This window comes from Pseudomonas sp. H3_D04 (genome assembly GCF_054669175.1).
This window is the reverse complement of the sequence record NZ_CP162801.1, coordinates 4,111,272-4,130,479: the sequence shown is the minus strand read 5'-3', so window position 1 is coordinate 4,130,479 and position 19,208 is coordinate 4,111,272. Positions and strand designations below refer to the sequence as shown.

Genomic DNA, 19,208 nt, shown 5'->3' with positions numbered 1-19,208 from the left:
CTCGGCTGAACGGCTGCGCAGCGTGTAGGTCACAACTTAAGAAGGCCCTCTCTCACAGGCTTTGGAGGTTGAATCAGGATGACCACTTACAACTGGGATTTGATTGAACGCTTGCTGCACGAAGTGCAACGCGGTGAGGCCAGTTTCACGCCGCGCCCGTATGCCGAGCAGCATGCGGCGGAGAAAGCGTCGGAAGGCGAACAGACTGAAAATCTGGATCACCTGAAAGCGGTGGCCGGCGAGTATGAAAAATTACTGCTGGAGCGCGGCTATATCGAGTCTCGACCCGAAGAGCAGGGCGGCACCGGCTCCAATTACATTTTGACGCCGCGTGGCTCGAGCTTGTTGAGCCTGATCGACAGCAGCATTCCGGGTAATGACCACCCGCGGCAGGTGTTGGATGAGCAGGAAGATGCGCTGGATGAGCTGACGTTTGATGAGGTGGCGTCGAAGGCGCAGATTGCCTGAAGACCACCTGAAACCCATGTGGGAGTGAGCCTGCTCGCGATTGCGGAGTGTCAGTCGACATCGTCGTTGTCTGATACTCCATCATCGCGAGCAGGCTCACTCCCACATTTTGACCTGTGTTGGGCTTAGCCTTGTTGCGCGGCTTTCAGGCATTTCAAATCGTTGAAGTCCTTGCGCACCCCTCCAATTTTTTTCAACAGCCGCTGACGTTGAGGCGGCGTACTCTCGGCCATCAAATCCACGAACAATCCTCGTGCTTGCGCTTCAGTGTTGGCGTAGGCCTGACGGTACGCCGGCGTCCATAAACTCTCGCGATTCACCAGAAGCGTCTCGATTCTCTGTGGGAATTCCGGACTCTGACGCTGCGCAACGGCCGCACTGAATTGCTTCTGCCAATGCGCTCGGTTGGCGATCCATTGCGTGTTCTGGTCACCCAAGGCGTTCGACCATGTCACCACCCGTTGTCTCTGAGTCGGGCTGAGCGGGCCCAGCCAGTCATTCAGGCGTTTTTGCATGCGCTCGCTACGTTCCTTGATCTGCTGATCGAGCGTCGGTTTGACGTAATCGTCTTGGCGCTTGCGCTGATCCTTGGCGAAGGCGTCGTTCATTTCAGCGACTTGCTTGTCATCCAGCCCCTGTAACAATTCGATGGCCGAAGGGGTGATTTCCCGGGCGGTCTGTGCGATGGCGTCCTTGGCTTCCTGAGTTCGGGTTTGCAGCGCGTCGTCGGTGACCTGGTTGGTCTCGACCATCGCCTGCAAGCGGTCCAGCCAGTCAAGGTAGCCCGGCAGTTGCGTGGTGCAGTGCCAGCTCAGGTGTTCCTTGAGGCGCTCGTTGAACCAGCCTTTTTGTTCGCCGTTCATGTCCAGGTAATCGCTGAGCGTCCACGGAATGATCACGTCGAGGTTGCGATAGGCCAGGCCCACGCGGCTACAGGCGCCAAGGGCCAGGCTGAGCGTGATGATGAGGGCGAGATACTTTAACCAGCGCGACATGGGCGAATCCTTGCGAAGATCTGGCTTCTTTAATGGATTCTTATGTGAACGCAGAATGGGCCCGGCAGTTCAGCCGATCAATAGAAGGGGCGCTCGGCCTTGAGGGTGACCAACCCGTCGCACTGGCTGTTGTGCCCGGAGTAGGCGGAACAGTCGCTGCCGCTGAGGCTTGAGTCGCTGTAGATCAGGTTGAGGTCGACACCCATGAACGGCCGGGAAAGTTGCACCGACCAATCGGTAAAACTGCCGATATAGCCGCCGTCGACGGACGCTGGCGTGTTGAGTTGGTGGGTGGTGTATTTCATGCTGATCCCGATGCCGAACGGCTGATTGCCGCCCAGGTCGGCGAAGACGGTGCTGTTCTGTTTGTCCGGGTCGTTGCTGAAGGCTGCGCCGAAACGGCTGCCGAGAAAGGTCAGGCCGCCGAAAAACTCCTGGCTGTCGAGGGTGTCCACTTTCGGGTAGCTGTAATGGATCATGCCGACTTCGTACCCGAGGGTATTATCGAAAGGCTGTTTAAAGCCCAGGTAGGAGTCGACTTCAAGGTTGGCCCCAGGGGATAAACCCATGCTCGGCGCCCATTGCCCCGCGTAAAAGCCACTGTCATGGCTCAGGTCGAGACCACCGTGGAACGAACCGGTGCTGGCGGGCTTGACCAGCCCTTGGGCCATGCTGCGGCTGGGGGTGGTGCCGAGTTTGAGATCGAAATCGCCCAATTCACGCTGGAAGATTTGCGCGTTGGCGACCGAACACGACAGCAGGGTGCCGAGCAATAAATGGGAGGGTTTGAGCATGCGTCACTCCATGACCGCGAGGAGCAGGAACAAAAACCTACTGAAACGCTTGATCTAGACGTGTGCAAGCATACCGGCGAATGCTCGGCATTGAAGGCCGTTCGTCGATTTTTGAAATATTGATGTGTTTGGCGGGGTGTTGCGGGGAGGTTCCAGTCCAAGCGCTTCGAAGCTCAAAGCGCTTACGGACCAGGTGACGCGGCGGATCTTTGGGGGAGTGTTACTTCTTGCCCAAAGTGATCTGCTTGGACGGGCCGAACGTCTGGCCGCTCACGCCTTTGGCAATTTGCTGGATCTCGCCGCCGGACTTGAGGAACGCAGCGATCTGGTTGTTGATCGATTCGCTGGTTTCAACGGCTGGAGCTGGCTTTGCTTTGCTGTTGGATGCTTTTACACGCATGGCGGCCATTAACCTGTAGAAAATTAACTTGGCCAGGCATCGTACAGGAAATACTTGACAATTGCTTGGCTAATATCCCCTCAAAATACACATTGCAGGGGCGGCATTAATCACAAGCTATTATTCGAAATACGTTCCTAAGCTGCTGTTTTAAATAAGAACGACGGTAGAAAAACACAGGTTTTAGATCCGCGGGCGAGGGTGACGATCGCCCGTTCGGCCTGACGAGCGGCCAAACACTCAAGGCAAAACCCAGGAAAATTAAGGCCTTCAGAAGAATTTCTGGTGTCACCGGGCTGGCCACGGGAACGCCGCACGGAAAAACGGGTAGAATGCCGCCCACGCAATGAGGGTATTGGAAATGGCTTTAGTCGGGCGCTACAACAGTTTGCAAGTGGTTAAACACACTAACTTCGGTTTATATCTTGACGGTGGCGCGGATGGCGAAATCCTCCTGCCTAATCGTTATATTCCCAAAGATATTCCCAGCGAAGATGAAGATTGGCTCAACGTTTTTGTTTATCTGGACAGCGATGACAAACTCATCGCAACTACCGAAAAGCCGAAAGTTCAGGTCGGTGAATTCGCCAGTTTGAAAGTCGTTGAAGTCAACAGCATCGGTGTTTTCCTGGATTGGGGCCTGCCGAAGGATTTGCTGCTGCCGTACTCCGAAGAAAAACGTCAGATGACCGCCGGTGAATATGTCGTGGTGCACGTCTACCTCGACAAGCACACCCGCCGCATCACCGCGACGGCGCGCCTGGACCGCTACCTCGACAAGACCCCCGCCAGCTACACGCCTGGCCAGGAAGTTGATTTGCTGGTGGCCGAAGCGACCGACATGGGCTTCAAGGCAATCATCAACAACAAGCACTGGGGCCTGATTCACAAGAACGAAATCTTCAAGTTCATGCGCGCCGGCAAGGAAGAGAAGGGCTTTATCAAAGAAGTCCGTACCGACGGCAAGATCAGCCTGAGCCTGCAACCGGTGGGCGAAGAAGCCGCCACCAGCCTCAACTCGAAGATCCTCGCCAAGTTACGTGAAAACAACGGCACCCTGCCGGTCAGCGACAAGAGCGACCCGACCGTGATCACCAGCCTGTTTGGTGTGAGCAAAGGCAACTTCAAGAAGGCTATCGGTGCGCTGTACAAAAATGGCCAGATCGTCATTCATGCGGATCGCATTGAACTAAGCTGACCTCGCTCCGGCCCCATATAGAACGATTACAGAGGGGCGGGTTATGAAAAAAGGGCTGTTTGCCTACGCGGGCACCTTGCTCGCGTTTCTCGTGCTCGACGGCCTATGGCTGGGCGTGCTGATGGCGCCGACTTATCGGGCGCTGCTCGGTCCGCTGATGCTCGACCAACCGCTGCTGGCCCCGGCAGCGGTGTTCTATCTTCTTTATGTCTTGGGTTGCGTGGTGTTCGTGGTGTTGCCGGCGAAGACCTGGCGACGAGCTTCGGCGCTGGGCGCGCTATTGGGTCTGGTGGCTTACGGCACGTATGACCTGAGTAACTGGGCAACCTTGAACGGATGGTCGGCGCAGTTGGCGTTGATGGACATGGCCTGGGGCACGTTGGCCACCTGCATTGCCTGCACGGTCGGGTATTGGGTTGCGCGAAAAGTGCAGTGATCCTCGTTGCCTGCAATGACGCAATCGGGAATTTAAACGTCCCGTCCAGGCGGCATTTTCTGGCCGTTTGGTTAATAATCGACAGCATAACTTTTCGCCCCGACACCGTTTGTTCAGCAAGCAGGCCGGGGCTTTGTTTTTACTGTCGAGTCACTGCCATGTTTGTTGTTGTCGAGGTGTTCCGGTGAGCGCCAGCCGGCGTAGCGCCGATGGGGTTGCCCTGCAAGTGATGGTCGGGTTGTGCCTGATCTGGGGCGTGCAGCAGGTGATGATCAAATGGGCGGCGCCCGACATCGCTCCGGTCATGCAAGCGGCGGGGCGGTCGGGTATTTCCGCGTTGCTTGTAGGACTGTTGATCTGCTGGAAGGGTGGCTGGGATCAGGTCGGCAGCACGTGGCGTGGCGGCTTGTTGGCCGGTGCGCTGTTTGGTCTGGAGTTCTTTTTCATTTCCGAAGGTTTGCAACTGACCACGGCAGCGCATATGTCGGTGTTCCTTTACACCGCGCCGATTTTTACCGCGTTGGGCGTGCACTGGCTGCTGCCGAGCGAACGTCTGAGGCCGGTGCAATGGCTGGGGATTTTCCTCGCCTTCGTCGGGATCGCCATCGCGTTTGCTGGCGGCGTGTCCTGGGACAACCTCGACCACCGCATGTTGATGGGCGATGCGTTGGGCGTACTGGCCGGGGCTTCCTGGGGCGCGACCACGGTGGTGGTGCGTGCCTCGCGACTGTCGGAAGCCCCGGTCACGCTGACCCTGTTTTACCAACTGATCGTCGGTTTCGTTGGGCTGCTGCTGATCGCGATCCTCAGCGGCCAGGTAACCCATGTCAGCCTGACCACCGTCGCGGTGGCCAGCGTGCTGTTCCAGGGATTGGTCGTGTCGTTCTTCAGCTACCTGACGTGGTTCTGGCTGTTGCGCCGTTATCTGGCGGCGAACCTGGCGGTGTTTTCGTTCATGACGCCGCTGTTCGGTGTCACATTCGGCGTGGTGTTGCTGGGTGAAGAGTTGAGCCTGAACTTCGTCATCGGTGCCGTGCTGGTGTTGTTGGGCATCACGTTTGTCAGCGCTGAGCAGTGGGTGCGCCGTCGTTTGCGCAAAGCCCTGGGGCAGCAGTGACCGGACGCAACAGCAGGCCGCCAGCGACAAGCAAGCCGCTGCCGGCAACCACCAGCGCTGGCTGCAAACCGCCGCTGAAATGGCTGCTCAGCGCCGCCAGCAACGGCCCGGCGAGTTGACCCACCGCAAAGCAGGCCGTTAGCATCCCGGCGTTGCGTTGAGTAGCGTGGGGCGCCAGTTCCCGGGAGCGTTGCATCACCAATTGCATGCAGGCCAGGAACGGCGTGCCGCAAAGAATCACCCCCAGCGCCAAGCCCGGCCCGCTGCCCAACAGGCAGGCAAAGACACCAGCGGCTTGCAGCCACAACGTCACCATCAGCCAGTGGCGGGTGCCATTCGGGGTTTGTCGACGCAGACTGACCAGCACCACTCCGATGGCCGACGCCAGGCCGAAGCACGGCCAGAACAGGTCGGCCTGCCATTGGCCATGGAACTGTGCGCTGGCCATTTGCGAAAGGAACGTGGCGGGGATGATGTAGCCCAAGCCGTACAACCCGTAGATCACACCTAGGCGGCCAATGCCTCGCTGGTTCGAAGTGGCTGTGCTCGGTGCGGCAACCGCAGTCGCGGTCGATTGCGGCAAAAACGGCAGAATCCCCAGCAGCATTGCCAATGCGACACCGGCATACACCAGCCACAGGGTTGCAGACGTCTGCCCCAGCAGGTGCGAGCCCAACGCCAACATTCCTGTGAGAAAAATCCCCAAACCAGGTCCGGCAAATACCTGGGCGCCCAGTCGTGGGCGGCCGGCTGCCGCTGCCAGTGGCTGGCTCAACGCCGTGATCATCACCAGCACCCAGGCGCTGGCCACGCCGGTACCGAATCGCAGCACCAGGTGCGACCAGAACCCGTTGGCCCAGAACGACGCCAGCGTCAGCAGCACACACAGCCACAACCCACCGAGCAGTCGCCGACGAACTTGTTCGGGACGGCGAGAGAACATGGCATCCACGGCACCGACGAAGTAGCCGAGGTAGTTGGCGGCCGCAATCAGACCGGCGGCAGTCAGGTCGATCTGACCTTCGCTGAGCAAGTGCGGCATTTGCGGTGTGAGGGCGAAACGCCCGATCCCCATGGCCATCATCAGGGCGATAAAACTGGCGAGTAAGCGAATCAAGGGAGACATGGTCTGAATTCCGGTAAAGGCTCAATGACCGTCAGGCTAGGACTGATTGACTTTCTTTAAAAATGAATAATAGTGAGTAACTTGTTCTGATTTGGAGAAGATCGTGGAGTTCAGCCAGTTACGAATCTTCCAGGCCGTGGCGCAAGAGGGCTCGATCACCCGTGCTGCCGAACGATTGCACCGGGTGCCATCGAACCTGTCAACGCGGCTCAAGCAACTTGAAGAGCAGCTCGGTGTAGAGCTTTTCGTCCGCGAGCGTCAGCGTTTGCAACTATCACCTGCGGGAAAAGTCCTGCTGGACTACACCGCCAAACTCTTCAGCTTGCGCGACGAAGCCCAGGCAGCAGTGCAGGGCGGGCAACCGGCCGGGGACTTCGTGTTGGGCACCATGTACAGCACGGCGGCGATTCATTTGCCAGGGTTGTTGGCGCGTTATCACCGCACGTATCCGGCGGTGAACCTGCAAGTGCAGTCCGGGCCCAGCGGCGAATTGCTTGAGGGTTTGCTCACCGGTCGTCTCGATGCGGCCTTGGTGGATGGCCCGCTGGAGCTGGCCGGTCTGGACGGTGTGCCGTTGTGCGACGAGCGGCTGGTGCTGATCAGCGAGGCCGATCACCCGCCGGTCCGCAGCGCCATGGATGTGGAAGGGCGCTCGGTGTTTACCTTTCGTCAGGGCTGCTCCTACCGCATGCGTCTTGAAGCCTGGTTTGCCCATGACCACGCGGCCATGGGCCGGGCGATGGAGATCGAGTCTTACCCGGGCATGCTGGCGTGTGTGATTGCTGGCTCGGGCGTGGCGCTGATGTCGGAGTCGATGCTGGCAAGCCTGCCGGGCCGTGAAAGCGTGGCGGTGCACCCGCTGGCGGAGCCGTTTGCCCACGCGACGACCTGGTTGATGTGGCGCAAAGGCATGGTCGGGGCCAACCTGAACGCGTGGATTGAACAGCAACAAGCGGTCTATCCATCGGCGCCGATGCAGGCTTCGGCGATTGCTTGAACTATCGGTCAGGTATTTTGATCAATTCAGTAACAGATCATTGCGGATTTGGCCGAGCATTGCGTAGGACTTCAGACTATTATCAGTGCGAAGGGGCTACAGAATTTCAGCCGCTCGGCACTACCCTGAAGGGGGCACCATGAAAGAGAAAATTCAAAACTGGCTGCACGATCTGGGTGTTGCACTCGGTTTGATCGAACCGCCTCTGCAACCTGTTCCTATTCGCACCGACGACGAACAGCGTCGACGCCAGCCGCGCCGTCGGTAAGTCTGACCCGCACTGGCTCAAACCTGGCAAATCCTCTGTGGCGAGGGAGCTTGCTCCGCTGGGGCGCGTAGCGCCCCTTGGTAGCCTCAGAGTTGTCAGGGAATACTCGGACAGGATTGGCGACTGCTGCGCAGCCGAACGGGAGCAAGCTCCCTCGCCACAGTTCACCACGAGCGTGCGTTTGGCATTCGGACTCAATGCCGTCCAATCTCCACCAAAAACAGACTCAAATCATTCGCCGTCCTGGCATCCTTGAGCATACGGTCTTCTTCCGCCGTAAACGCCGTCAACCCCAGCTCATCCTCCAGATGGAAGATCAGCTCTTCGATATCCTGTTTATCCAATCCCAACTGCGCCAGGCTGGCGTTGTCGTCGAAGTCATCCTGACCCTCCAGCAGGCGGCTGATGAAACGATGCACGGCGGCACGAACGGCAGCTCTTTTCATGGCGGTTCTTCGAGGGCGTTATTGTTGTTCCTGAGCTTGAGTACAGCAGGCTTCAGGTGTGTGAGCGCTGCCACTCGTCAATCATCGTGCGCAAATGCTCCCCGGAAAAACTCCCGAAATGCCCGCCGTGCACCGTACGGATCGGCAACGTGCGCAAGCGCTGCAGGCTGCGAGCGTAGTCGTCGAGATTGGAGTGGTAGGCGTCTTCGATCAGCGGGCCGTCGTAGATGATGTCGCCGCTGAACAGCGTCTCGGTTGCCGCTTCGTACAGGCTGATGCCGCCCGGTGAATGCCCCGGCGTATGCAGAACCTGCAGCACGCGATTGCCCAGATCCAGCACGTCGCCTTCTTCAATCATCCCCGTGGCCGGCGCGGCTTTGACTCGATATTCGGCATAGCACAACGGGCAGTCCGGGTGCGCCTCGAACATCTCGTCGCCGACAAACGCCCGGCTCAAATCGTTTTCGCCGTCGGGTGCCGCCAGGATGTCGGCCTCGGCCGGATGCACCAGGCGCTCGGGAAATTCGTGATGACCGGCAATGTGGTCGAAATGGCAATGACTGGCCACTGCCACCAGCGGCCGCTCGGTGATCCACGGCAACTGCTCGCGCAGGCTCACCAACCCGGAACCGCTGTCCAGCAGCAAGTCCTTGTCGCGGCCCTGAATGTGCCAGAGGTTGCAGCGATAGAAGGGCCGGATGTAAGGCTCGTGAATCAGCCGTATGCCGTCACTGAGCTGTTTGACCTCGAACCACTGATCGCGCGAAACAATCTTCATCAAAGGTTTTCTCCAGACGAAAAAAAACGGGTGTGGCAACCGACGCCACACCCGTCGAAGAAAGCATCAAGTCGTTAGGTTCAGCTTAGGCGGCGCTGGCCATCGTTGCCGGACGAGGGGACAGCAAGCTGACCACCACGAAGCTCACCAGGCCCACGCCGAGGCTGTAGTAGATCGGAGTGTTGGCGTCCATACCGTCCTTGAACATGAACAGCAGCGCAGTGGCAAAGCCCATGCCCATGCTGGCGATAGCGCCGGCGGTGGTTGCGCGTTTCCAGAAGATCGCGCCCATCAGCGGAATCAGCATGCCGCCCACCAACAGGTTGTAAGCCAGGGTCAAGGCACTGATCACATCGTTTACCACCAGCGCGATACCCAGCACCACGATGCCGGTCAGCAGGGTGAACAGGCGGTTGATGCCCAGGCTCGACTGTTTGCCGCCGCGCAGTTTCGGCAGCAGGTCTTCGGTCAGTGTGGTGGATGCCGCGAGCAGGCCGGCGCTGGCGGTGGACATCATTGCTGCCAGGGCAGCCGCGATCACCAAGCCACGGATGCCGTCCGGCAGCGAGACTTTGACGATAGCGGCAAATGCGTTATTGACGTTGTCCAGATCCGGGATCAGTACGTGAGCGGCCATGCCGATCAATGCACAGACCAGGCCGTAGATGATGCAGTAGATGCCCGCGGTGGTACCGGCATACTTCGCAACTTTCTCGCTTCGTGCGGTGAACACCCGTTGCCAGATATCCTGGCCTATCAGGATGCCGAAGAAGTAAATCATGAAGTAGGTGATGATGGTGTCCCAGCCAATGCTGGTGAAGCTGAAGCTGGCAGCCGGCAATTGTGCAACCAGTTGATCCCAGCCACCCACTCGGTACAAGCAGATTGGCAGCAGCAGGAACATCAGGCCTACGGTCTGGATACCGAACTGGACGATGTCGGTCAGGGTCAGAGACCACATTCCGCCGATGGCCGAGTAGATCACCACCACGCCACCGCCGAGAATTACCGACATCCAGAACGGAAGGCCGAACAGCACTTGCAGCACGGTGCCGATCGCCAGGATCGAGGTCACGCCGATCATCAGCGCATAGGCCAGCATGATGCTCGCGCTTGCGGTACGAGCCATTGGGTTGTAGCGCTTTTCCAGCACTTGAGTGACGGTGAAAACCTTCAGCTTCAGCAGCGGTTTGGCGAGGAAGAGGTTCAGCGCCACGATCCCGCAACCCAGTGCAGCACAGAGCCAGAAACCGGAGATGCCATGAACGTAGCCCAGGCGCACGGTGCCCACGGTGGACGCGCCGCCCAGAACGGTGGCGGCCATGGTGCCCATGTACAGGCTCGGGCCGAGGTTGCGACCGGCGACCAAGTAGTCTTCGTTGGTCTTGGCCTTGCGCATGCCGAAGTAGCCAAGTATCAGCATCGCGGCGGCGTAGATGAGTACGACGAATAAATCCAAAGCCATGATGGCGTGTCTCCGATTGTCTTTTTTATGGTGAGGCGAAAATCAATGTGGCAATCAGTCCGCTTTTTGTGGCGAGGGAGCTTGCTCCCGCTGGGCTGCGAAGCAGCCCCAAATCCTGCAACCGCGTTTCTTCAGGGGAAACACCATTCGCCTGTTTTGCGACTGCTGCGCAGTCGAGCGGGAGCAAGCTCCCTCGCCACAGAGGTCCGTTGACCATCGTTTGTGTTGAATCAGGCGGCTTGTCGCATCGCCGGTTTACTGAGCGCGTCCGTGCCCTTGCTGCGTGCATCATTCGGCCCGAACACCGCAGCCGGTTCCGGAAACAGGCTCAGCAGCGTCAGGTACACCAGCGAGGCCAGGCCGAGGGTGACCGGCAGGCTGATGTCGATGCCGCCAGCCAGATCGCCCAGCACACCCACAAACTGCCCCGGCAGGTTCACAAAGCACAAACCCACCAGCGCACTCGGGATCCAGGCTCCCAGGCCACGCCAGTTCCAGCCGTGGGTGAACCAGTAGCGGCCACCTTTCTCGCCGCGGGTGAACACTTGCAGGTCATCCGGGCAGTAGAAGCCGCGACGCACCACCAGGCCGATGATCATGATCACCATCCACGGGGTGGTGCAGGTGATGATCAGCACGGCGAAGGTCGACACGCTCTGCACCAGGTTCGCGGCGAAGCGCCCGATAAAGATGAAGGCAATCGACATCACACCGATCAGCAACGTCGCCTTGACCCGCGACAGCACCCGAGGGAACACGCTGGACATGTCCAGCCCGGTGCCATACAGCGAAGTAGTGCCGGTGGACATGCCGCCGATCACCGCGATCAGGCACACCGGCAGGAAGAACCAGCTCGGCGAGACCGCCAGCAAACCGCCGACGTAGTTGTTGGCCGCGATGTAGTCGGGTGCCTTGATCGCTACGATGGTGGCGGTGGCCAGGCCGAACAGGAACGGAATGAACGTCGCGATCTGCGAGATCACCACGGCGGCCATGATCCGGCGCTTGGAGGTCTCACGCGGGATGTAGCGCGACCAGTCGCCGAGGAACGCGCCGAAGGAAATCGGGTTGCTCATCGCCACCAGTGCAGCACCGATGAAGGCCGCCCAGAAACCTGGCTGACCCATATTGACGGTGCCGGCGTAATTCACATCGAACGGCCCGGCGAAGGCGAAGATGCCCAGCAGGAACAACAGGCTGGCGCTCCATACCGCGATTTTGTTGACCCACAGCAGAAAGCGAAAGCCATAGATGCAAACCGTCAGCACCAGGATCGCGAACAGCCCGTAGGCCAGGCCCAGGGTCAGGTCGGTTTCCGGCAGACCGATCAGGCGTTTGGCGCCACCGATCAGCGCATCACCCGAACTCCACACCGAGAGCGAGAAGAAGGCGATGGCGGTCAGCAGCGACAGGAACGAACCGACGATCCGCCCGTGCACGCCGAAATGCGCACCGGAAGACACGGCGTTGTTGGTGCCGTTGATCGGGCCGAACAGGCCCATTGGCGCGAGGATCAGCGAGCCCAGCAGCACGCCCAGCACAATCGCCCAGACACCGGCCTGAAAAGACAGGCCGAACAGCACCGGGAAACTGCCGAGCACGGCGGTGGCAAAAGTGTTGGAACCGCCGAAGATCATCCGGAACAAGTCCGTCGGGCCTGCGGTGCGTTCGTTGTCCGGGATCTGTTCGACCCCGTGGGTTTCAATCTGCGTAAGGCTTTGGTCTTTGTTGTTGTTATTCATGATCAGCTCCGATCATAAAGGCGCGCTCATCGTGTGTGAGCGTCACCTGTTTGGCTAAGGGGGTGGCAGCCCTTCCGGCATCGCGGACAAATGTTCGTGGCAGGCCAGCCATAGGCCTTGTTGTTGTCGGCGAAACACAATCGTCTCGCGCTCCTGGCTGAAGTGTTGCTCCCCTTGCATGCGCAGCTCGGTGGCCACGTCATGGATGAAAATCGCCACGTCACCCTGCAGGCTGACGAAGGCGTTGCTCGACGTGCACGCAAGCACCTCGAAGCCATCCTCGGCGCGCCAGGTGTCCCACAACGCCTGATAGGCATCGCGCGACAGCAGGGGCTGTTCGAGGGTGTAGAACACGAAGCTGGCGTCGGCGCTGAACGCGCCGAAGTAGGCTTCGCGATCGTTGCGGGCAAAAGCCGTCACCAGATCGGCGGCGGCTTTCAACACCTGATCACGTTCGGTCATGACCGATCCTCAGCGGTGGGCCACGCCCGGCAGTACGCAGAGCATTTCGTACAGCAGGTTGGCGGCCAGCAGCGAGGTGTTGCCGGTGGTGTCATAAGCGGGCGAGACTTCTACCAGATCGCAGCCGATCAGGTCGAGGCCTTGGCAGCCGCGAATGATTTCAATTGCCTGAATGGTCGTCAGACCACCGATTTCCGGGGTGCCGGTGCCTGGCGCCCAAGCCGGGTCGATGCCGTCGATGTCGAAAGTCAGGTACACCGGACCGCCGCCGACTTTCTCGCGCACTTCGGCCATCAGCGGTGCCAGGGATTTGTGCCAGCACTCTTCAGCCTGAACCACACGGAAGCCCTGTTTACGGCTCCAGTTGAAGTCTTCGGAGGTGTAGCCCTGAGCGCGCAAGCCGATTTGCACCACGCGATCGCAGTCGATCAGGCCTTCTTCGGCCGCGCGACGGAAGGTGGTGCCGTGGGCGACTTTCTCGCCAAACATGTGATCGTTCACATCGGCGTGAGCGTCGATGTGCACCAGGCCGACCTTGCCGTGCTTCTTGTGAATGGCACGCAGGATTGGCAGGGTGATGGTGTGGTCGCCGCCCAGGGTCAGCGGGATCACATTGTGTTCGAGGATGGCGTCGTAGGATTCTTCGATGATCCGCACCGCGTCCAGCAGGTTGAACGTATTGATCGCCACGTCGCCGATGTCGGCCACCGACAGCGAATCGAACGGTGCAGCGCCGGTCGCCATGTTGTACGGGCGGATCATCACCGATTCAGCGCGGATTTCGCGAGGTCCGAAGCGGGTGCCGGGGCGCAGCGAGGTGCCGATGTCCAGCGGGACGCCAACAAAGGCAGCATCCAGACCGGCAGCGGTAGGCAAATGGGGGAGTCGCATCATGGTGGCGATGCCGCCGAAGCGCGGCATTTCATTGCCGCCCAGTGGTTGGTGAAGAATCTTGTCCACGGGTAAGGCCTCATCGTCGTTGTTTTATTTATGTCGGTTGCGCCGCTCCGGGGAGGTTCGGGCACCGTTAGGGGCCGATTCTGCGAAATGTAGTGGCCGGGAAGAATCGCTACGGGCAAATACTTAGTTCAGATTTTTCTAAACTAATGGTTGGCACGACGATAGACTTGCGGCCATGTGCCGCACTCCTGTGGCGAGGGAGCTTGCTCCCGCTCGGCTGCGCAGCAGTCGTAAAATCGGCTGATGCGGTCCGTCTGACACTACGAGGTGAATGGTTGTAGGGCCGCTTCGCAACCCAGCGGGAGCAAGCTCCCTCGCCACAAAAGCGCAACACGCATGACCTTGCAAACGGAGCCCCCATGGCCAACGCTTTACCCGACCTGAAACTGTTACGCATCTTCGTCAGCGTGGTGCGTCATCAGGGGTTTGCCAACGCGCAGCAAGAGCTCAACCTCTCGACTTCGGCCATCAGCACCTACATGAGCCAGCTCGAAGCCGCCCTAGGCCTGGTGCTCTGCCATCGCGGTCGCGGCGGTTTCAGCCTGACCAGCAAGGGCGAGCTGTTCCATCAGGAAACCCTGCGTCTGTTGGGCGAGCTTGAAGGCTTCGAACAGTACGCGGCGGCGTTGAAGGGCGAACTGCGCGGCACTCTCAACCTCGGCGTCATCGACTCCACCGTCAGCGACAAGGCCTTGCCGTTCGCCGAAGCCATCGGCGCCTACAGCCAGGAACACCCGGCCGTGCATTTGCACCTGTCGGTCATGAGCCCCTACGAATTGCAGCTCGGCGTGCAGGACAACCGTCTCGACCTGGCCATCGGTGCGTTTTCCACGCGCATGAGCGGCCTGGTTTACATGCCGCTGTACCGCGAGCAACACTGGTTGTATTGCAGCAGCCGTCATCCGCTGTTCACCGAGCGGCGCATTCCTGAGCAAGTCATCACTCAGCAACGCATGGTCGGCCGTGGTTACTGGAGCCAGGCCGAACTGGCGCGCCACGGTTTCAAGCACAGCGCCGCCACCGTGGAAAGTATGGAGGCGCAGCTGATTCTGGTGCTGTCGGGTGCCTACATCGGTTACCTGCCGGAGCACTACGCCCAGGCTTGGGCGGACAAGGGCGATTTGCGAGTGCTGCTGCCGGCGACGTTTGGTTATCAGGCGCCGTTTTCGATGATCGTGCGTCGTGGCCGCAGCCGCGAGCCGCTGATCCAGACCTTCCGCGATCTGCTCAAAGCACAACTGAACCAGGCCTGAGAACATGTCCAGAATCCAGTGTCCACGCTGCCTGCGCCCACAAACCCATTGCCTGTGCCCGCTGATCCCGAGCCTCGACAGCCGTACCCGAGTGCTGTTGTTGCAGCATCCCAGCGAAGTGAACCATGCGCTGAACACGGCGCGACTGGCCGCGTTGGGCTTGAAGAATGCCGAGTTGATTGTCGGTGAGGTGTTTGAGGATTTGCCGGTGCTGCTGAATCCTCCGGGGTATCAGGCGCGGTTGTTGTTTCCGGCCGACGATGCGCAGCCATTGCAGGCGTACACCTCGAATGAAGAGCCGCTGTTGCTGGTCGTCCCGGACGGCACCTGGCGCAAGGCGCGCAAGATGTTGCACCTCAATCCGTTACTGGCGGCGTTGCCGAGGGTGACGTTGGTGGATGGCGGGGTGTCTCGATATCGACTGCGCAAGGCACCGGGGCCTGGGGCGCTGTCGACGGTGGAAGCGATTGTCCAGGCGTTGCAGATGCTGGAAGCGCCGAGCTCTTTTGAACCCTTGTTGAAACCGTTCGAGGCGTTGATCGAAGGCCAGATTGCGGCGATGGGGGAGGAGACTTACCAGCGTAACCACGGCAGGTGATTACTTGTGGCGAGGGAGCTTGCTCCCGCTGGAGTGCGAAGCGCTCCCAATTTGTCGACCCAGTACACCTGTTGCGCCTGGTTGAATGATTTTGGGTCTGCTGCGCAGCCCAGCGGGAGCAAGCTCCCTCGCCACAGAGAATGAGTCAAACCTATCGCTCCCGCATCGCCTCGGTCCGCGCTTTCAACACCGGTTTCAACAGGTAATCCAGCACGCTTTTCTCGCCCGTGATGATATCCACCGTCGCCACCATCCCCGGAATAATCAGCAGCGGTTTCACATCGCCGCCCAAGTGATTCTTGTCGGTCCTCACCTGAATCAGATAAAAGCTGTTGCCCTTGTCATCGGTAATGGTGTCCGCACCAATCAGTTCCAGCTTGGCAGTCAACCCGCCATAAATCGTGTAGTCGTAAGCACTGAACTTGACCATCGCTTTCTGCCCCGGATGCAGGAACGCCACGTCCTGTGGCCGCACCTTGGCTTCGATCAGCAAGTTGTCTTCAATGGGGACGATCTCCACCATGTCGCTGCCCGGCTGGACCACGCCGCCGATGGTATTGACCTTCAGCACCTTGATGATTCCGTGCACCGGCGACACCACGGTGGTGCGGGTCACGCGGTCATCGATGGCGATGCTCGACGCTGTGATTTTCGACAGGTCGGTGCGTTTTTCATTCAGCTCTTTCGCCGCGTCCGAGCGGAAGGATTGCTCCGATTCATCGATCTTGCTTTTGATCTCGTTGATCGCCGATTCAGCCCGGGGAATTGCCAGCGTCGTCGCATTCAAAGAACCGCGAATTTCCACCGCGCTGCGTTTGAGCCGCAGGATTTCCACCGGTGAAACCGCCCCGGTGCCCACCAGCGGCGCGGACATGTTCATCTCTTGTTGCAGCAAGGCCAGGCTCGAACTGAACTGCCCCTGCTTGGAGCGAAATTCCGCCAGTTCCTGAGTCTTTTGCCGCAGTTGTTCGGTTAGCGTCCGTTGCTCACTGGCCAGTCGACGCTGGCGTTGTTCGTATAACGAGCGCTCGTCTTCGGCCACTTGCGGAGCCTTGGCGATCACCTCAGGCGACAGCTTGAACGGCCGGCCTTCCGCTTCGGCCGACAGACGTTCGACCTGCGCGGTCAACGCATAACGATCCGCCTCGCTCTCGCCCTTGTTCGACAGAAACCGCGTGTCATCCAGGCGCAGCAAGGTGTCGCCCTTGTTCACCATTTGCCCTTCGCGCACGAAGATCTCGGTGACGATGCCGCCCTCCAGGTTCTGGATCACCTGGACCTTGCTCGACGGGATCGCCTTGCCTTCGCCCATGGTGACTTCTTGCAGCACTGCAAACTTGGCCCAGACCAGCGCGGTAATCAGCAGCGCCGCGGCCAGCCACACGGTAATCCGCGACCAGCGCGGCGAATCCTGTAGCGAAGCGCCGGCGGTTTCCGGCATGAATTCGCTCTCGGCGGTTTTGCCGAAGCTGCCGAAGTAGCCGCGGTCTTGTGGCGTGTCGGATGATGAACGGGCCATGGGTAGCTCCTAGACAGCCGCAGAGCCGACACGGCCCTTGCGCAGTGCATCGATGACCGCTTCTTTCGGACCGTCGGCAACGATCCGCCCGTTATCCAGCACCAGCAGCCGATCCACCAGGCTGAGCATCGAGGTGCGGTGGGTCACCAGCAGCAAGGTCTTGCCCTGCACCCAGCCGTGGAGTTTTTGCCGCAAGACATCTTCGCTGCTGTTGTCCATGGCGCTGGTGGGTTCGTCGAGCAGCATGATCGGCGGATCCAGCAACAAGGCCCGGGCCAGCAGCACTGCCTGGCGTTGACCGCCGGACAGCAACTGCCCGCGTTCGCCCACGGGCCGGTCAAAACCTTGCGGATGCTGACGCGCCAGCTCGGTGACACCGGTCAGTTCGGCGACTTCGAGCATCCGTGAATCGCTGATGTAACGTGCGCCCAGGGTCAGGTTGTCGCGCAGGCTGCCGGCCAGCAGCGGCAGGTCATGGGCGACGTAACCGATTTGCTGGCGCAGGTCGGCGACATCGAGTTGCCGCAGGTCCAGGCCATCGAGCAGCAACTGGCCTTCTTCCGGCGCATAGAACCCCATGACCAATCGCGCCAGGGTGCTTTTACCCGAGCCGCTGCGACCGATGATGCCGATCCGTTCGCCGGGTTTGACGCTGAAACTGATGTTGGCCAGGGCAGGGGCGTTCTGGCCGTTGTAGTGGAAGGTCACGCCACTGACATCCATCGCGCCTTGCAACTGAGTGCGCTCCAGCGGCCGCTGGTGGGCGTCGCGCTCTTGCGGCAAGGACATCAGCGCATCGGTGCTTTTCATGGTCAGTTGCGCTTGCTGGTAGCGGGTGATCAAACCGGCGATCTGCCCCAAGGGTGCGAGTACGCGGCTGCCGAGCATGTAGGTTGCCACCAGCGCCCCAACGCTGAGGTTGCCGGCGATGATGCTGTAGACGCCGGCGACGATGGTCGCCATGCCGGAGAATTGCTGGATGAACAGCGTGCCGTTGGTGGCCAGCGCCGACAGATTGCGCGCATGGCTGTCGAGGCGGGTGAGGGCGCCGTGGGTGCTTTCCCATTTGTGCTGGCGCTCGCTTTCGGCGCTGCACGCTTTCAGGGTTTCCAGGCCGCCAAGGGTTTCGATCAACAGGGCCTGGCGCTCGGCGCCGAGGCTCAGGCTTTTCTGCACGGTGTCGCGCAGGCGCACCTGAATGACCATCGCGAAAATGATCGTAATCGGAAACGCCAACAATGGAATCACCACCAGCCAGCCGCCGAGCAGGCCGATCACCACCAGCATCAACACGGCAAAGGGCAGGTCGATCAGGCTGGTCAGCGTGACGGCAGTGAGGAATTCACGCAGGCCCTGGAAGTCATGGATGCTCTGGGCGAAACCGCCGATGGTCGCCGGCCGCGCTTTCATCGCCATGCCAGTGATGCGCTCGAACAAGGTCGCGGAAAGAATCACGTCGGTTTTCTTCCCGGCGGTGTCCAGCAAGTGCGCGCGCACCACCCGCAGCACCAGTTCGAAACCGGTGCCGATCAGCAAGCCGATCGACAGCACCCACAAGGTCGACGTGGCCTGGTTCGGCACCACGCGGTCGTAGGTTTGCATCACGAACAGCGGCACCATCAGCCCCAGGAGGTTGATCAGGAAACTCGCCAGAATCGCATCGCTGTACAGCCATTTCGACAGCTTCAAGGTGTCGCGAAACCACGCTTCCACACGCGGCACCAGCGGCGAGCGCAGGTCTTCGAGTTCATGGCGGGGCCGGGCGAACAAGGCCTGGCCGCTGTAATTTTCAGCCAGTTCTTCACGGCTGACCCATTGTTCGCCACCGTCCGCTTCGCTGGGCAGGATCAGCAACCGGCCGTCATCGCCATAGCGTCGCAGGATGGCGGTGCGGCCGTTGTTCAGGATCAGCATCACAGGCAGGTTGAGCGCGGAAATGTCCGCCAGTTCACGGCGCAGCACCCGCGCCTGCAAGCTGGCCCGGGCTGCTGCACGGGGCAGCAGGTCCAGGCTCAAGCGTTGTTTGTTCAGTGGCAGCCCGGCACTCAGGCTGGCGCGACTGACCGTCGCGCCGTGGAGTTTGCAGAGGATCAACAGACCGTCCAGTAGCGGGTCATCGAAGCTCAGGCGCGGATCGACACCTATGTTGCCGGGTTCCATGCTGGTCAAATTGATCGCCCCCAGTG

The 19,208-nt window shown here is 60.0% G+C and carries 20 protein-coding genes; 8 read left to right on the top strand and 12 right to left on the bottom strand.

The features are described from left to right. Window positions 1–78: 78 nt before the first annotated feature. Window positions 79–468 (top strand): transcriptional regulator, encoded by a 390-nt coding sequence (locus AB4N91_RS18970; RefSeq protein WP_154503572.1) that lies wholly within the window; start codon window positions 79–81, stop codon window positions 466–468. Window positions 469–593: 125 nt separating this feature from the next. Here the strand turns inward: AB4N91_RS18970 and AB4N91_RS18965 are convergent, their stop codons facing one another. From AB4N91_RS18965 to AB4N91_RS18955, 3 genes are all read right to left on the bottom strand, one after another. Further along, window positions 594–1,463: a DUF6279 family lipoprotein gene (locus AB4N91_RS18965; protein ID WP_010462030.1), complete on the bottom strand. Its 870-nt coding sequence runs from the start codon at window positions 1,461–1,463 to the stop codon at window positions 594–596. A 77-nt stretch (window positions 1,464–1,540) separates the two neighbouring features. Beyond that, the gene (locus AB4N91_RS18960; protein WP_010462029.1) at window positions 1,541–2,257 is read right to left on the bottom strand and encodes a TorF family putative porin; all 717 of its coding nucleotides are present in this window, start codon (window positions 2,255–2,257) and stop codon (window positions 1,541–1,543) included. Window positions 2,258–2,477: 220 nt separating this feature from the next. Next, window positions 2,478–2,666 carry a hypothetical protein gene (locus AB4N91_RS18955; protein WP_017337097.1) on the bottom strand — a complete coding sequence of 63 codons (189 nt, stop codon included), beginning with the start codon at window positions 2,664–2,666 and terminating at the stop codon, window positions 2,478–2,480. Window positions 2,667–3,018: 352 nt separating this feature from the next. On the opposite strand from AB4N91_RS18955, the gene AB4N91_RS18950 reads away from it, so the two are divergent. The 3 genes from AB4N91_RS18950 to AB4N91_RS18940 all read left to right on the top strand — a co-directional run bounded on the left by AB4N91_RS18950 (window position 3,019) and on the right by AB4N91_RS18940 (window position 5,408). Then, on the top strand, window positions 3,019–3,855 hold the full coding sequence (locus AB4N91_RS18950) for a CvfB family protein (RefSeq protein WP_102594246.1): 837 nt from the start codon (window positions 3,019–3,021) through the stop codon (window positions 3,853–3,855). A gap of 43 nt (window positions 3,856–3,898) precedes the next feature. Beyond that, entirely contained in the window at window positions 3,899–4,291 is a 393-nt protein-coding gene (locus tag AB4N91_RS18945) for a DUF2177 family protein (RefSeq protein ID WP_010462023.1), read from the top strand. A 184-nt stretch (window positions 4,292–4,475) separates the two neighbouring features. Continuing rightward, complete coding sequence (locus AB4N91_RS18940) at window positions 4,476–5,408, top strand: DMT family transporter (RefSeq protein WP_154913950.1); 933 nt, start codon at window positions 4,476–4,478, stop codon at window positions 5,406–5,408. On the opposite strand, the gene AB4N91_RS18935 is transcribed toward AB4N91_RS18940, so the two are convergent. After that, complete coding sequence (locus AB4N91_RS18935; RefSeq protein WP_102594248.1) at window positions 5,353–6,534, bottom strand: MFS transporter; 1,182 nt, start codon at window positions 6,532–6,534, stop codon at window positions 5,353–5,355. The genes AB4N91_RS18940 and AB4N91_RS18935 overlap by 56 nt on opposite strands. A 103-nt stretch (window positions 6,535–6,637) precedes the next feature. Here AB4N91_RS18935 and ptrR point away from each other — a divergent pair, with 103 nt between their 5' ends. Together ptrR and AB4N91_RS18925 are read left to right on the top strand one after the other, a co-directional pair. Continuing rightward, window positions 6,638–7,531 (top strand): putrescine utilization regulator PtrR, encoded by an 894-nt coding sequence (ptrR, locus tag AB4N91_RS18930; protein ID WP_154913949.1) that lies wholly within the window; start codon window positions 6,638–6,640, stop codon window positions 7,529–7,531. Between the two features lie 139 nt (window positions 7,532–7,670). Continuing rightward, the gene (locus AB4N91_RS18925) at window positions 7,671–7,799 is read left to right on the top strand and encodes a PA1414 family protein (RefSeq protein ID WP_003184145.1); all 129 of its coding nucleotides are present in this window, start codon (window positions 7,671–7,673) and stop codon (window positions 7,797–7,799) included. 194 nt (window positions 7,800–7,993) lie between these two features. Here AB4N91_RS18925 and AB4N91_RS18920 read toward each other — a convergent pair whose 3' ends face one another. The 6 genes from AB4N91_RS18920 to speB all read right to left on the bottom strand — a co-directional run bounded on the left by AB4N91_RS18920 (window position 7,994) and on the right by speB (window position 13,652). After that, window positions 7,994–8,245: an acyl carrier protein gene (locus tag AB4N91_RS18920; protein ID WP_154913947.1), complete on the bottom strand. Its 252-nt coding sequence runs from the start codon at window positions 8,243–8,245 to the stop codon at window positions 7,994–7,996. Window positions 8,246–8,297: 52 nt separating this feature from the next. Continuing rightward, window positions 8,298–9,023 (bottom strand): MBL fold metallo-hydrolase, encoded by a 726-nt coding sequence (locus AB4N91_RS18915; protein WP_010462010.1) that lies wholly within the window; start codon window positions 9,021–9,023, stop codon window positions 8,298–8,300. 85 nt (window positions 9,024–9,108) lie between these two features. Beyond that, window positions 9,109–10,488, bottom strand: coding sequence for a sodium:solute symporter family protein (locus tag AB4N91_RS18910; RefSeq protein WP_200667908.1), 1,380 nt, complete (start codon window positions 10,486–10,488; stop codon window positions 9,109–9,111). A gap of 230 nt (window positions 10,489–10,718) precedes the next feature. Beyond that, entirely contained in the window at window positions 10,719–12,230 is a 1,512-nt protein-coding gene (locus AB4N91_RS18905; RefSeq protein WP_145308080.1) for a purine-cytosine permease family protein, read from the bottom strand. A gap of 54 nt (window positions 12,231–12,284) precedes the next feature. After that, window positions 12,285–12,692, bottom strand: coding sequence for a YybH family protein (locus AB4N91_RS18900; protein WP_154503584.1), 408 nt, complete (start codon window positions 12,690–12,692; stop codon window positions 12,285–12,287). Between the two features lie 9 nt (window positions 12,693–12,701). Beyond that, window positions 12,702–13,652, bottom strand: coding sequence for an agmatinase (gene speB / locus AB4N91_RS18895; protein ID WP_010462004.1), 951 nt, complete (start codon window positions 13,650–13,652; stop codon window positions 12,702–12,704). A gap of 359 nt (window positions 13,653–14,011) precedes the next feature. On the opposite strand from speB, the gene AB4N91_RS18890 reads away from it, so the two are divergent. Together AB4N91_RS18890 and AB4N91_RS18885 are read left to right on the top strand one after the other, a co-directional pair. Then, window positions 14,012–14,905: a LysR family transcriptional regulator gene (locus AB4N91_RS18890; protein WP_007945995.1), complete on the top strand. Its 894-nt coding sequence runs from the start codon at window positions 14,012–14,014 to the stop codon at window positions 14,903–14,905. Window positions 14,906–14,909: 4 nt separating this feature from the next. Beyond that, the gene (locus AB4N91_RS18885; protein ID WP_154913941.1) at window positions 14,910–15,503 is read left to right on the top strand and encodes a tRNA-uridine aminocarboxypropyltransferase; all 594 of its coding nucleotides are present in this window, start codon (window positions 14,910–14,912) and stop codon (window positions 15,501–15,503) included. Between the two features lie 151 nt (window positions 15,504–15,654). Here the strand turns inward: AB4N91_RS18885 and AB4N91_RS18880 are convergent, their stop codons facing one another. Both AB4N91_RS18880 and AB4N91_RS18875 read right to left on the bottom strand, forming a co-directional pair. Next, window positions 15,655–17,022, bottom strand: coding sequence for an HlyD family type I secretion periplasmic adaptor subunit (locus AB4N91_RS18880; RefSeq protein WP_010462001.1), 1,368 nt, complete (start codon window positions 17,020–17,022; stop codon window positions 15,655–15,657). A 9-nt stretch (window positions 17,023–17,031) separates the two neighbouring features. Next, window positions 17,032–19,191 carry a type I secretion system permease/ATPase gene (locus AB4N91_RS18875; RefSeq protein ID WP_083374772.1) on the bottom strand — a complete coding sequence of 720 codons (2,160 nt, stop codon included), beginning with the start codon at window positions 19,189–19,191 and terminating at the stop codon, window positions 17,032–17,034. Window positions 19,192–19,208 lie beyond the last annotated feature (17 nt).